This is a genomic window from Aquimarina acroporae, from assembly GCF_023195925.1.
In the GTDB taxonomy this organism is placed as follows: domain Bacteria; phylum Bacteroidota; class Bacteroidia; order Flavobacteriales; family Flavobacteriaceae; genus Aquimarina; species Aquimarina acroporae.
In genome coordinates, this window is sequence record NZ_JALPRE010000006.1 from 122,517 (window position 1) to 137,177 (window position 14,661).

Genomic DNA, 14,661 nt, shown 5'->3' on the forward strand with positions numbered 1-14,661 from the left:
AATTCCTACCCTTATGTCTTTAAATTCCATCAATTTCTTTTCTAAGCTTCTCTAGAGCGCCATAAATTCTCTTTTCGACGGCTTTTCTGGAAATACCTAATAGATCAGCAATCTCTTGATGTTTTTTGCCTTCGATTCTATTTAACAAGAAGGCAACTCTTTGTGGTTCAGTAAGATTAGATAATGCCTTTTGGTATTTCTGGAGATACTCTTTTTCTTCTAGAACAAATTCGGGACTTTCATTTGTCTTTTCTTTTTGCGGAAGTTGCTGGAACTTTAATTTTACTTTATTATGTTTGATTTGGTTCAATGATAGATTGTTAGCCACAGTAAAAAGAAAACTTTTAGCTTTAGAAAGCGGGGTTTTTTTACAATTATCCCATAATTTCATAAATGCCTCTTGAACTTTATCTTTGGGGTCAATATGCTCGCCGTATTTGTAGTAGATAAAATTATGCAGGTCCTGAGAATGTCTTCTAAAAAGCTCTGAAAACAATTTCTCCTCACAAACGTGATCGTGTAAATCCTTAGACATTCTTTATATTTTTGTTAAAATTATAAAAAATAGAATTCTTGCGTAGGAATTATCATAAGTATGTTGTTATTATTATGAAGTTTAGGAAAAGTTATAGCGAATATGAAGAATAAGATCATACACATTTTAGTTTTAGCCTTTTTTGTTATTACAGCATGTCAAGAAGAAGAAAGAGAAGTGATAGAGCCAGATGATCCTGTAGATTCACAACTTTCTGTTCTTATGAAAAATGTAGCTACTCATGATGGCTCTTTTGATGATATCGTAGATCAGGGAAATTGTTTGAGTATAAATATACCCTACAAAATAATACGAAATGGTGAAAGTTACACTGTTACTCATACTTCAGACTACTTAGGGATATCTGCCACAGATAATATAGAGATAGAGTATCCGATTATCGTTACTTTATTTGATTATTCTGAAATTGCAGTATCTAATGAACAAGAGCTACAAACGCTAACAAATGCTTGTAGTGTAAACGATGATGACATAGAATGTATCGATTTTGAGTATCCCATTGTGTTTTCTTCATTTGATAGTAGAACAAATAGGCTTGAAACTAAACAATTGATTCATGACTCTGAAATGTTCGAGTTTATAACAAACACAGATCAGAATACGGTATTTAGTATCGATTACCCAATTAATTTACTGCTACATGATGGGAGTAGCACTTCTGTTCAACATAATACAGATTTGCGCAACGCCATCATAGGAATGATTTCTGCGTGTGATGAAAATGATAATTAGTTTCTGAAAGACAATATTTTATAAAAGCCACTCTTGTTTTTAAGAGTGGTTTTTTGTTTAACATTTATTGTATAAAAGTTAAACAAAAAGTTAAAATAATGCTAAAACCAAATTCATGGGTTAGAGTTTAGTCTATTGAGTTGTTTAATCACCAAACAATAATATTAAACACCATGAAAACGAAAAATCTTTTTAAAACAATCTTTATAACCTTTTTGCTTGTGGCAACCTATTCTTGTAGTGACGATGATGATACTACATTTCCTGGAGATACTACTACTATTGCAGAATTCGTAGCAGAAAATGCAGATTATAGTTCTCTTTTAGCCGCTTTGGAAAAAGCAGAGTTGGTAGAAACATTATCAGGTAGTGGAAGCTTTACAGTTTTTGCACCTAATAATGCTGCGTTCGACGCATTTTTGACGGCAAACAATTTGACCTTAGAAACTGCTACCAAAGAACAATTAGAGCCTATATTGTTAAATCATGTTCTTGGGCAAGAACTTACCTCTACTCAATTACAAACGGGATATCAAGATAATTTAGCAGGGTTTAGTACTTATGTCAATACTTCAGGTGGTGTTGTGATTAATGGAGGTGTTGCTGTTACTACTGCGGATATTGATCAATCAAATGGAGTAATCCATGCAGTTGATGCAGTAATTGCTTTACCAACGATAGCTACATTTGCAGTGGCAGATCCGAACTTTAGTCAATTGGCATTATCACTAACCACTCGTACTCCAGATACAGACTATGCCGGTACTTTCAGTGGAACAACCTCTTCTCCTTTTACAGTATTCGCTCCTACCAACGACGCATTCTTAGATTTAGCCGCTAGATTTGGGATAGCAGAAGGCGACATTTCAGATACAGCGATAGGTGGAATTACACCAGCTCAGCTTGCTATTGTACTAGAATATCATGTGATCGCTGGGGCAAATGTTCTAGCGGCTGATTTACCAGGTATTACAGACGGAGTAACTCCGGCAACATTACAAGGAGAAACATTAACTCTGAATTTAGAAGGAGGTAGTTTTCTTAGAGATAAATCTGGGGTAGATTCAGAAATTATAGCTACTGATGTTAAAGCGACAAATGGTGTTATTCACGCAATAGATAAGGTATTATTACCTTCGGCTGCTCTTGATGCTTTAGGAAGAAGCTTTACTGCTGTAGCATACAATAATGGCGAAGCAAGTGATTTCTCTTCTTTATATGCAGCATTGAGATATACAGGTCTTAACGATGCGCTTGATAATAACATGATGCGTACAGTTTTTGCACCAACAAATACTGCTTTTGATGCGCTTCTAGATGGAGCTAATCTTACAGATTTACCAGTTGAAACGGTAACACAGATATTATTGAATCATGTAATCACCGGAAAATTATTATCGACAGACTTATCTACCACCTATGCAAATACCTTAGCTACATACGGGGACACAGATAATAACTTAAGTATTTATATAAATACTGCAAGCGGTGTTGTCCTAAATGGAGGTTCTGCAAACAATGGTGCTACTGTAACAGATGCAAACGTTGAAACCAGAAATGGAGTAATTCATATTGTTGATGCCGTTATTGGATTACCAACAGTAGTCACCTTTGCGGTGGCAGACTCTAACTTTTCTTCTCTTGTAGAAGCATTGACTACAGGAACGCCAAGTGTAGATTTTGTTGATGTATTAAGTACTGGCCTGGGAACCGATCCAGCACCATTTACTGTGTTTGCACCTACTAATGATGCATTTACGGCGGTAGGAATGCTACCAGCAGAAAATGATTTAATTCCAATTTTACAGCATCATGTTATAGCAGGTGGAAATGTACGCTCTGGAGATCTTTCAGATGGTTTAGTGACTCCAGCAACACTAGAAGGAGATACATTAACTATTGTGATACCTGGTACTAATGGTGCAGTAGCTAATTTAACAGATGGTTCTGGAACTTCAGATACAGAAATAATCGCTGTAGATGTACAGGCAAGTAACGGAGTAATACACGTAATTAATAAAGTATTGATTCCTGATACTATGAACTAATATGTGTTAATATATAACACATCACATACCCCTTAAAAGGGCATTTGGAAGTATTCCCTCATTTATTTCTTATCACCTTCTAAATGCCCTTTTCTTTTCCACACAAATATTAATTAATTATTAACTCATAAAATTAAAACGCTATGAAAAGTCTAGCCAAAAAACTGACGATTCCTTTTTTATGTTTGTTTTTGTTGAATGTTTTGGTTTCATGTCAAAACGATGATGAAACCAATGGAAACGAACCAGAACTTGCAGAATTCGAAGAATCAAAAATTATTGGATTCGATGAGATCGAAGAAATGACCAAAGATCTTATTGAAGGTGAATTAACAGTTGAAGATGATGCTAAATTAACCGAAGGCAAATTCTTTGATATCAGTAGAGAAAAAAGAGTTTATGATTTTTCTGCTTTGGTAAGTGTTGGGGCGGGCACAGGAGCCACGATAGAAGGAGAGTTATCACTTAACTTTACATTGTATCATGCTAGTTTTACAATAGTTAGAGGTAACCTTGAATTACCAGATGGTACCAAAGCTAGGGCTAGAGGAGCTATCATTAGTGATGGAGTAGTCTATATAATAATCAACCCCCCTGGACGTGATTTAATTTTTGGTATAGGGCGTGTTCAAGACAATGGTGATATCATAGGAGGTTTTAGACTATTTACAAATGGAGGAATAGGAAGAGGTCTTTGGAACGCCGAGTTGAAAGAAACTACTTTTCCAGATAAAAATATAGTAGAATTAATAGTTGAAGACGGAAGATTTACATCGCTGGTAGGAGCATTGCAGGCAGCAGATCTTGTAGATCCACTTACCGGAGAAGGACCGTTTACCGTTTTTGCACCAACTGATGAAGCCTTTGCGGCTCTTGATGCAGTACCACCGTTAGACATATTGAAAGAGATTTTGTTATATCATGTTGCAAGTGGACGATTGAATACCTCAGAGTTATTAGCCCAAGAGCTAACAACCACCTTACAAGGTGAGGATATAAAAGTAAGTCTCAATGAAAACAATGAAATAGTTATAAACGATACGGTAAAACTACTTTCAGCAAACATAGGTGGATCAAACGGAGTGATTCAAGTTATCGATGCAGTTCTAATCCCCCCTTCTTTTGAAACTTTACCCAGTATTGTAGAAATTGCAGTTGATACTCCAGAACTTTCCACTCTTGTTGGTGCTTTGCAGGCGGCAGAATTGGTTGAAGCGCTTAGCGGAGAAGGACCTTTCACAGTTTTTGCACCAACCAATGCCGCTTTTGAAGCTCTTGATGCAATTCCTTCTGGAGATGCGTTAAAAGAAGTATTGTTATACCATGTAGCTTCTGGGAAATTTACGGCAGCAGATCTTCTGGAAAAACAAACGGTTACAACTCTTCAAGGTGATGACGTTACTATTGAGTTAAATGATGAAGGAAATGTAATTCTTAACGGCTCAATTGAAGTTATGATGGCAGATATTGAGGCTTCCAACGGAATCGTTCATGTCATAAAGGGAGTGTTGCTTCCTCCTTCCGAGTTGCAGAGTATTGTCGAAATAGCGGTAAACACGCCAGATTTATCGACACTTGTAGGAGCATTGCAAAGTGCTGAACTGGTCGATACTTTGAATGGAGAAGGACCGTTTACCGTATTTGCTCCAACTAATGCTGCTTTTGCAGCACTTGATGCTATCCCTTCTGGTGATGCATTAACAGAAGTGCTACTATATCATGTAGCTGCGGGGAAATTTGCAGCTGCAGATCTTCTGGAAAAACAAACAGTAACAACTGTGCAAGGAGATGAGGTAACCATTGAACTTAATGATAGTGGAAATGTAGTGCTTAATGGTTCGATAGAAGTTATGATGGCAGATATTGAGGCTTCAAATGGAATTATTCATATAATCAAAGGAGTGCTTCTTCCTCCAGTAGAATTACCGAGTATTGTTGAAATTGCTTTAGATACTCCTGAACTATCTACATTGGTAGGTGCTTTGCAAGCAGCAGAATTAGTTGAAGCTTTAAGTGGAGAGGGGCCTTTTACCGTGTTCGCTCCAACAAATGCAGCTTTTGATGCTTTAAGTGCTATACCTTCTGGAGATGCGCTAAAAGAAGTATTGTTATATCATGTAGCCTCAGGTAAATTTGGAGCTGAAGACCTTTTAGCTAAAGAAGTAGTCACAACGTTGCAAGGAGAAGAAGTAACTATCGAAATGTCTAATGGTATTGTGCTATTGAATGGAGAAATAGAAGTGAAAATGGCAAATATTGAAGCTTCAAATGGTATTATCCATGTCATCGACGGTGTTCTTGTACCCGCAGCAATACATTAAAAACAATAATAAATCAATAGTTCTCATTTATTGATTGGCACAATGACTACCCGAAAGCACCAAAATTTAGGTATTTCGGGTAGTTTTTTGCTTAAAATACAGTCAAAATTGACTTTTATCTACTTATTTTTTAATTCTACAGCTACCAGCATAATTCTACAATAGCATTCTTTATTTATATGCTTCAAATCCTTAAATTTGCACCTCTCTATCTAAGAAGATAGAATTTGCAAATAAACAGAAAGAATATGTTTGATAATTTAAGTGATAAATTAGACAAGGCTTTACATATTTTAAAGGGTCATGGTCAGATTACAGAAATAAATGTTGCCGAAACTCTGAAAGAGGTACGTCGTGCCTTGGTAGATGCCGATGTAAACTACAAAATTGCCAAAGAATTTACAGCTAGAGTAAAAGAAAAGGCATTAGGTCAAGATGTATTGAAGAGTCTTAAACCAGGCCAGCTTATGGTAAAACTGGTAAAAGATGAACTTACAGAATTAATGGGAGGAGATGCTGCTGGGGTTAACCTTTCTGCTACTCCCTCTGTAATCTTAATGTCAGGATTACAAGGTTCAGGTAAGACAACTTTTTCTGGTAAGCTTGCAAACTTTCTAAAAAACAAAAAAACAAAAAAACCTTTATTAGTTGCTTGTGATGTATACAGGCCTGCTGCGATAGATCAGCTTCACGTAGTTGGTGAGCAAATTAATGTTGAGGTTTTTAGTGATAGAGGAAACAATGATCCTGTTGCTATTGCTAAAGCAGGTGTAGCTCATGCTAAGGCAAATGGATTTAATGTGGTGATCATAGATACCGCAGGTCGTTTGGCAGTAGATGAGGCAATGATGACCGAGATTGCTAACATTCATAAAGCAATTACTCCTCAAGAAACCTTGTTTGTTGTAGATTCTATGACGGGTCAGGATGCTGTGAATACAGCCAAAGCCTTTAATGATGTATTGAATTTTGATGGAGTTATCTTAACAAAGCTCGATGGTGATACCAGAGGTGGTGCGGCCATATCAATTAAATCGGTGGTAAATAAACCGATCAAATTTATTGGTACCGGAGAAAAAATGGAGGCTATCGATGTATTCTATCCTTCACGTATGGCCGATCGAATTCTGGGTATGGGTGATGTGGTTTCGTTAGTTGAAAGAGCCCAAGAACAGTTTGATGAAGAAGAAGCTAGAAAACTTCAGAAAAAAATTGCTAAAAATCAATTCGGATTTGATGATTTCTTAAAGCAGATTCAGCAAATTAAAAAGATGGGGAATATGAAGGATCTTGTAGGAATGATCCCTGGAGCTGGTAAAATGATGAAAAACATGGATATAGATGACGATGCGTTCAAACATATCGAAGCGATTATTCATTCTATGACTCCAGCAGAAAGAGCTAAACCACAAATTATCAATGCTAGTAGAAAAAAACGAATTGGAAAAGGTTCCGGAACTTCTATTCAACAAGTAAATCAGTTGCTTAAGCAATTTGATCAAATGAGCAAGATGATGAAAATGATGCAAGGGGGCGGCGGAAAGCGAATGATGCAGATGATGGGCAAAATGAGATAAAAAACACAAACGAACATAAACTTTCTTAGACAACAAATTAGGGGAAATGGAAATATTAGACGGAAAAAAAGTCAGTAACGATATTAAAGATGAAATAGCGGCTGAAGTTCAAAAAATGAAAGAACGTGGTGAGAAGGTTCCACACTTAGCTGCAGTTTTAGTAGGTAATGACGGAGCAAGTTTAACCTATGTAGGCAGTAAAGTTAGGGCTTGCGAGAGAATTGGATTTGAATCTACCTTGGTTAAAATGCCTAGTACAACTAGTGAAGTAGAATTGCTAGCTAAAATTAAGGAACTTAATGAAGATGATAATATCGACGGTTTTATCGTTCAATTACCTCTTCCTCCTCAAATTGATACGCAAAAAGTGTTATTAGCTGTTGATCCTGATAAGGACGTAGATGGTTTTCATCCTATGAACTTTGGTAAAATGGCATTAGATATGTCTACTTTTATCCCTGCAACACCATTTGGTATTTTAGAATTATTAGAACGATATGATGTTGATACCAAAGGAAAACATACCGTGGTAATTGGTAGAAGTCATATTGTAGGGCGACCTATGAGTATTTTGATGGGAAGAAAAGGATGGCCAGGTAACTCTACAGTAACACTTACCCATAGTCATACTAAGAATATTACTCAAATTATCTCTCAAGCTGATATCGTAATTTCTGCATTAGGTGTTCCTAATTTTTTAAAGGCAGAAATGGTGAAGGATGATGCGGTGATTATCGATGTAGGTATTACTCGAGTTCCTGATGAATCGACTACAAAAGGTTATAAAATTGTAGGTGACGTAGATTTTGAGAATGTAAGTAAGAAAGCATCTTATATTACTCCTGTTCCTGGAGGGGTAGGACCTATGACTATTGCAATGCTATTAAAAAATACACTATTAGCAAGAGAGAGACATCGTAGTAATGCTTAATTAGCAAGTGTTTGAAGTAACTGTAGAAGGAAAGACAGTTAATTTTCATAAATAAAAACAAAACCCGGTAACCTAAAAGTTTACCGGGTTTTGTTTTTATTGCCTAATCTACAAGGGCAATTGTTGTTAAAAACTAATGCAGAGCATAGTTCACAATCAATATGTAAGTAAGTATTATAAAACAAAAATGTTAGGAGCTACTTAGCCCTAACATTTTGTTACATTTATATTTTGGTGATTATATATGTATGTTTTTTACGAAGATTTATTTTCTAGTTATTGTCATCGTTAAACTTAGAAGCGCTAATATTATCATCACTTCCGGTTGTATAACCTCCACTACTAGGAAGAAGATCCAACGATAAGTTGTAAGAAGGAACATTAATACCTTTAGATGTCTTAACCGTGTTATAGTTTAAGATTTGTTGACCTCTTTCGTATAATGCGTTTTTAGTAAATGTACCGAACTTCTTACCATTCTTTTCAGTCTCTTTCCATTCTCTACCGTAAGCGATTTTAAGGTAGTATTCACCTTCAGGGATGTTTCTAATAAACTGAGTGGTGTTGCTATTGATATATGTTACACGCATTAACTGATCATCTTTTTCAGTTTGACCCATTTTGTACATCTTAACAACAACTTCTGTGTTTTTTCCTACTTTAATTTTTAGATAGTTGTCTAATTTATAGTCAAACTTACCTTTAAAGTTAAATGATTTTGGAGTAGCTCCAGACTTATATGTCTTTTTCTCCCAGTCTGCATACTTGTCTTCTCTAGTTACCTCTATAGCTGCTGCTTTTGGAGTACTAGTGTTAGAACTAGAACCGTAAGAAGGAGTAGTAGACTCTATTGGAGCAGAAGCCGTTAAGCTACCACCTTGAGCTGCTCTTTTACGAGCTTCTTCCAATGCTTTTCTTGTTTCTTCAGTATCTGCAAGCGCTTTTCTAGCCGCAGCGTCTTTAGATCTTTTTGCTGCTTCTGCGTCAGCAATCGCCTTAGCTGCATTAGCTTCAGCTTCTCTTTTTAATCGCTCTGCATTAGCAATAGCTTTTCTTGCAGCTTCTTCGGCTGCTCTTTTCGCAGCTTCTGCTTGCGCAATTGCTGCTGCTGCTGCTGCTTTAGCCGCTTCTCTTTTTGCTGCCGCTTCTGCCGCTGCTCTTTCTGCATCAGCAATTCGACTATCACTTGTTAATAGTTTGGTGACAACGAATCCGTTCATCTTTTTGTACTGAATAGCACTCCAGTCTCCATAGTTAGAACTCATTACATATACTTGAGTTCCTTGAGGAACTTCAGCAATCGTATTAAACTGTAGACCTGGACCACTTCGTACCTCTAATTTCTGAGCTGACATTAGATATTGCCCATCTTGTGCATGAGCTGTCGAGAACGTAATCACCAAAAGTAGAATAAATGTAAAAATAGATTTCATATCTCTTGTTTTTAAGTAGATTGGGTTATTATTAACTTTTATTTAATTTTTTCATCATAATTTCTAAACAAAATGTTAGAATAAACGTCAAAAAATCGCTCTTCAAAAAAGGTGCCAAAACTATTTTCACCTCGTTTTCTTCTTATCTTCTATATTACTTATTGTTGTAATATTCCCCGATTTCTTAAAGAACGTTTTTAATTTAATTTATTGATTTTCAGTTTTTTACATTGTTTTTTCTTTAGTAAAACTTCAATTATTATGATTAAATAACTGAAAAGAAAACCATTAAATCAGAATCAAAAGTAATGTTTTAATCTGAAAAACACAACTCGTTTCCATTTTATTTGTGTAAAAATAATAAATTTTTTCAGTTGTTTTGTGTTTTTCAACGATTTTTTTGTGTATTACAACCGATTTAGTAGCTTATTTAAGTTTGTTTTGTCGGTTTTGTGTTTTAACCGCTTTTTGATAGTAAAATTGGGGGTTATGAGGTTTTTGAAGTGCCTAAAAATAAATAAACCGTAATGGAATGATTTTTAACAGAGTTTAACAATTAAAGGCTATGTGTTTGTTAATGTGATGTTTTAATTAAATCGGGGAATTTAGATTGAAATCTTTTTAACCTTGGAATAGATACATTTAATATGTATCTATGATTAGGGTTTCTTTTTTCAAAATCCTGATGGTATCCTTCGCCTATCCAGAATTTTTGAAAGGGAAGTATTTCAGCAGCGATTTTTCTATTTAGTTTTTTGCTCAAGGCTTTTTTCTTTTCTTCTATTATTTTTTTCTGTTCCTCGTTTTGATAAAAAATAATAGAACGGTATTGCGATCCATGATCTGGACCTTGTCCATTTACTTGAGTTGGGTTTTGCGATCCAAAATACACATCTACCAGAGTGCTAAAAGATACGATGTTGGGGTCATAATAAATTTCTACAGCTTCTGCATGGCCTGTTCTTCCTGTGTTACTGGCTTCATAAGTTGGATTAGAAGTATGCCCTCCAGAGTATCCTGAGATAGACTCTTTTACACCTTTTATGCTTTCATAAATTGCTTCAACACACCAAAAGCATCCACTTGCAAAATAAGCGCGTTCATATCCTTCTACTGCTGGAACTTGAATAGGTTTTACTTCTTGCTTAGAAGTTACGCTGTTTTGTGGATTTGTTGATTGTCCATTGCCATTACAACTCGTTAAGAAGAAAATAAGGCTGCAAAATATTACGGTATACTTTTTCATAAATAATTAATTTAACACTTGGTCTCCTTTTCAATTAAAAACTTTCATTTCTAATTTGTAAAGTTAAGATGATTAGAAATGAACACTTCTTAAAATAGAAATAAAAAAGTGCGACTTTTAGAGGTCGCACTTTATATTATGATGAAGAGTGTTGTCTATCCGTTCATAGATATAAGAAACTCATCATTGTTTTTAGTTTGTTTGAAGCGCTCATTAATAAATTCCATAGCTTCTACTGGATTCATGTCGGCTAGATACTTTCTCATGATCCACATGCGTTGGATAGTAGCGTCATCTAGTAAAAGGTCATCTCTTCGCGTGCTACTAGAAATAAGGTCAATCGCAGGGAATATGCGTTTGTTTGCAATTCGTCTGTCTAATTGAAGTTCCATGTTACCTGTTCCTTTGAATTCTTCAAAGATTACTTCGTCCATTTTAGAACCAGTTTCTGTTAAAGCGGTTGCAATAATAGATAATGATCCTCCTCCTTCAATATTACGGGCAGCACCAAAGAAACGCTTCGGTTTATGTAATGCATTTGCATCTACACCACCACTTAAGATTTTTCCACTTGCAGGCTGAACTGTGTTATAGGCTCTGGCTAACCTGGTTATAGAATCTAAAAGGATAACAACATCATGTCCACATTCAACTAAACGCTTGGCTTTTTCCAAAACAATGTTGGCAACTTTTACATGCTCGTTAGCTTCTTTATCAAAGGTAGAAGCAATCACTTCTCCTTTAACATTGCGTTGCATATCGGTAACCTCTTCTGGTCTCTCGTCTATTAAAAGAATCATTTGGTATACCTCAGGGTGGTTAGCAGCGATAGCATTTGCTACATCTTTAAGCAACATAGTCTTACCAGTTTTTGGTTGTGATACAATCATACCACGTTGTCCTTTTCCTATAGGAGCAAACAAATCCATAATCCTGGTAGATATTGTGCTTTGTTTTTCTGCAAGCTTAAATTTTTCTTGAGGAAATAATGGTGTGAGGTGTTCAAATGAAACTCTGTCTCGAACAACTTGAGGATCAAGTCCGTTAATTTTATTTACCTTAATAAGAGGGAAATATTTCTCACCTTCTTTAGGAGGTCTAACTTGCCCTAATACAGTGTCTCCTGTTTTAAGTCCAAAAAGCCTAATTTGAGATTGAGATACATAGATGTCATCAGGAGACGATAGATAGTTGTAGTCACTTGAACGAAGGAAACCATATCCATCTTGCATAATGTCTAGTACACCTTCACTTTCAATAATGGCATCGAACTCAAAATCTGGTTCTTTGTATCTATTACGGTTATCTCTGTTTCCGTTATCTTTCTTGTTTCTGTTTTTATTTTGTTGAGATTTGTTATCGGGGTTTTTTCCTCGATTATCTTTTTTGTCCTCCTGATTCTGATTCTGATGAGATTTATTGTTTTCCTTACCCTCTTTAGGTTTGGTATTGGTTTCAGCTTGAGGAGCAGGAGCAGGAGCTTCAACTTTAGTATCGGCTGCATTAGTCTTGTCTCCACCTTGTGTCTTACCAGCTGCTGTATCAGTTCTTTTTGTTCTTGGTCTTCTTTGACGTTGGTTTGAAGCTTTTTTGGGAGCTTCTTTTGGTTCAGAAGTTTTTTCTGAAGATGATCCAGCTAATTTTTCTGGATTCGCCGCTTGGTAATCTAGTATTTGGTAAACTAAGTCAAGCTTTTTTAGTGTACGATATTTAGGTACATTAAGGGTTTTTGCAATCTCCTGCAATTCAGGAAGCTTTTTTGCTTTTAATTCAGAAATCTCTAACATTTAATTTGTTATATAATTTATTTCGTTTTGGTATAAATTTTCGAAAGAAGATTCTAGGAAAATTTTATTTAGAAGGTAAGTAACCTTAATTGAACGGGTTACAGATTTTGTGCTGCAAGTATACGACTTTATTTTTAATTTTTACCGCTATTTATAAAAAGAAACTCTTATTTTTGCATTTCTGTAAGAAAAAAATTGTAATGATTCAACGAATTCAATCTGTATACCTATTATTGGCTGCCGGAGTTTCTGGGGGGCTTAGCTTTATCTTACCATATGGTTTTGATGCGCAAGGTGTGGAGTTGTTTGCAAATACAGATTATTTGCTTCTGAGTTTATTTGTTGTATCAGCAATTTTATCACTTCTAACAATTTTTTTATTTAAAAATAGACAGCTTCAATTTGTGTTGGGGCGAATCAATATCTTATTAAACTTTATTTTACTAGGAGTATTTGTTTATTGGTCACCAACTATATCTGGAGAAACTTTTGTTTCTGAGAAAGGTATTGGGATGATGATTCCTATTATTTCTATCGTTTTACTTGTAATGGCTAATAGAGCTATTAAAAAGGATGAAAATCTTGTAAAATCGGTTGATCGATTACGATAAACCTAACATCTTAGTAGTATTAGTGCGTTAAAACCCGGAGTATGCCAACTCCGGGTTTTATTATTTTTTTCCAAGTTCTATAACTTCTAGATTATCTATTTTTCCTTTCTCTACCGTAAAGCGAAGCATAGTTCTTACTTTATGAAAACCATGCTTTCCCGCTGCTCCAGGATTCATATGTAGTAATTCATTTTTTGGGTCAGGTATAACCTTTAGAATATGAGAATGCCCACAGATAAATAGTTTGGGAGGATTTGTCCTTATTTCGTCCCGGGTAGCGATATTATATTTAGGGGGGTAACCTCCAATATGAGTGATCCAAACAGAAACTCCTTCGCAAACAAATCTTTGATGTAAAGGAAAAGAAGCTCTTGCTTTGTCGTTATCGATATTTCCATAAACAGCTCTTAAAGGTGTAATGGCTTCTATTGCATCGGTTACTTTAAGGTCGCCAATGTCTCCTGCGTGCCAAACTTCGTCTGCTTCTTGCACGTAATGTAAAATACGATCATCGATATGGCTGTGTGTGTCACTTAGAAGAAGAATTTTTTTCACAATTTAGTGTAATAAAAATGATTTATAGATGAATAAGAAAACACAAACATGTGATTGGTGTATTATCCTTATATATGAATTATATTTGCGTTCAGTTTTGTACAAAAATAGAATACTTTGCGATATTTTTTAGAACTTTCCTATAAAGGAACTCCTTATCACGGATGGCAACGACAACCCAATGCTATTTCTGTTCAGGAGGTGGTAGAAAATAGTTTGTCTACGTTGTTGAGGGAAGAGCTTGCAGTGGTTGGAGCGGGAAGAACAGATACTGGTGTTCATGCTAAACAAATCATGGCTCATTTTGATTTCGAAAAAAGGATAGATTGTTCTCAATTGACATATAAACTTAATTCTATTTTACCACCTGAAGTTGCGGTTAAAAATGTAAGGAGAGTTCGCCCCGAAACACATGCTCGCTTTGATGCATTAAGCAGATCTTATGAGTATTATGTGGTTACTGCGAAAGACCCTTTTTCTTTAGATCAAGCGTATTATTATAAAAAAACATTGGATCTTGATCAAATGAATGAAGCTGCTAAATTACTGTTAAACTATACCAATTTTAAATGCTTTAGTAAGTCAAAAACCGATGTAAAAACGTATAATTGTACTATAACCAATGCGATGTGGGAGGAGATAGAAAATGGTTTTGTTTTTAAAATTTCGGCTAATCGCTTTTTGAGAAATATGGTAAGAGCAATTGTTGGAACATTAATAGAAATAGGCGAACATAAGTTAACAAAAGAAGATATACAGAGAATTGTAGAGAGCGAAGACCGTGGTGAAGCAGGTTATTCTGTACCCGCACATGGTTTATATTTAACACAAGTTGAGTACCCAGAACACATATACCTATAAATA

Annotated in this window: 12 protein-coding genes; 7 read left to right on the forward strand and 5 right to left on the reverse strand. The window is 35.4% G+C overall.

What is annotated here, in order from left to right:
• Positions 1 to 19 precede the first annotated feature (19 nt).
• Positions 20 to 535 carry an RNA polymerase sigma factor gene (locus M0D21_RS08995; protein ID WP_248328592.1) on the reverse strand — a complete coding sequence of 172 codons (516 nt, stop codon included), beginning with the start codon at positions 533 to 535 and terminating at the stop codon, positions 20 to 22.
• Between the two features lie 102 nt (positions 536 to 637).
• Between M0D21_RS08995 and M0D21_RS09000 the strand changes: the two genes are divergently transcribed.
• The 5 genes from M0D21_RS09000 (at position 638) to M0D21_RS09020 (ending at position 8,165) form a co-directional block, all read left to right on the forward strand.
• Complete coding sequence (locus M0D21_RS09000) at positions 638 to 1,288, forward strand: hypothetical protein (RefSeq protein ID WP_248328594.1); 651 nt, start codon at positions 638 to 640, stop codon at positions 1,286 to 1,288.
• 173 nt (positions 1,289 to 1,461) lie between these two features.
• Positions 1,462 to 3,336, forward strand: a complete 1,875-nt coding sequence (locus tag M0D21_RS09005; RefSeq protein WP_248328596.1) for a fasciclin domain-containing protein — start codon at positions 1,462 to 1,464, stop codon at positions 3,334 to 3,336.
• Positions 3,337 to 3,479: 143 nt separating this feature from the next.
• A complete protein-coding gene (locus M0D21_RS09010) occupies positions 3,480 to 5,657 on the forward strand; it encodes a fasciclin domain-containing protein (RefSeq protein ID WP_248328598.1) in 2,178 nt (725 codons plus the stop codon).
• A gap of 248 nt (positions 5,658 to 5,905) precedes the next feature.
• A complete protein-coding gene (gene ffh / locus M0D21_RS09015) occupies positions 5,906 to 7,234 on the forward strand; it encodes a signal recognition particle protein (RefSeq protein ID WP_248328600.1) in 1,329 nt (442 codons plus the stop codon).
• A 46-nt stretch (positions 7,235 to 7,280) separates the two neighbouring features.
• The gene (locus M0D21_RS09020) at positions 7,281 to 8,165 is read left to right on the forward strand and encodes a bifunctional 5,10-methylenetetrahydrofolate dehydrogenase/5,10-methenyltetrahydrofolate cyclohydrolase (protein ID WP_248328602.1); all 885 of its coding nucleotides are present in this window, start codon (positions 7,281 to 7,283) and stop codon (positions 8,163 to 8,165) included.
• Between the two features lie 272 nt (positions 8,166 to 8,437).
• On the opposite strand, the gene M0D21_RS09025 is transcribed toward M0D21_RS09020, so the two are convergent.
• The 3 genes from M0D21_RS09025 to rho form a co-directional block, all read right to left on the reverse strand.
• On the reverse strand, positions 8,438 to 9,598 hold the full coding sequence (locus M0D21_RS09025) for an SH3 domain-containing protein (RefSeq protein WP_248328604.1): 1,161 nt from the start codon (positions 9,596 to 9,598) through the stop codon (positions 8,438 to 8,440).
• Between the two features lie 574 nt (positions 9,599 to 10,172).
• Entirely contained in the window at positions 10,173 to 10,844 is a 672-nt protein-coding gene (gene msrA / locus M0D21_RS09030; protein WP_248328606.1) for a peptide-methionine (S)-S-oxide reductase MsrA, read from the reverse strand.
• A 155-nt stretch (positions 10,845 to 10,999) separates the two neighbouring features.
• On the reverse strand, positions 11,000 to 12,631 hold the full coding sequence (gene rho, locus M0D21_RS09035) for a transcription termination factor Rho (RefSeq protein ID WP_248328608.1): 1,632 nt from the start codon (positions 12,629 to 12,631) through the stop codon (positions 11,000 to 11,002).
• A 200-nt stretch (positions 12,632 to 12,831) separates the two neighbouring features.
• On the opposite strand from rho, the gene M0D21_RS09040 reads away from it, so the two are divergent.
• Complete coding sequence (locus M0D21_RS09040) at positions 12,832 to 13,242, forward strand: DUF4293 domain-containing protein (RefSeq protein WP_248328610.1); 411 nt, start codon at positions 12,832 to 12,834, stop codon at positions 13,240 to 13,242.
• Positions 13,243 to 13,302: 60 nt separating this feature from the next.
• Here the strand turns inward: M0D21_RS09040 and M0D21_RS09045 are convergent, their stop codons facing one another.
• Complete coding sequence (locus M0D21_RS09045) at positions 13,303 to 13,797, reverse strand: metallophosphoesterase family protein (RefSeq protein ID WP_248328612.1); 495 nt, start codon at positions 13,795 to 13,797, stop codon at positions 13,303 to 13,305.
• A 117-nt stretch (positions 13,798 to 13,914) separates the two neighbouring features.
• Here M0D21_RS09045 and truA point away from each other — a divergent pair, with 117 nt between their 5' ends.
• On the forward strand, positions 13,915 to 14,658 hold the full coding sequence (truA, locus tag M0D21_RS09050) for a tRNA pseudouridine(38-40) synthase TruA (protein WP_248328614.1): 744 nt from the start codon (positions 13,915 to 13,917) through the stop codon (positions 14,656 to 14,658).
• Positions 14,659 to 14,661 lie beyond the last annotated feature (3 nt).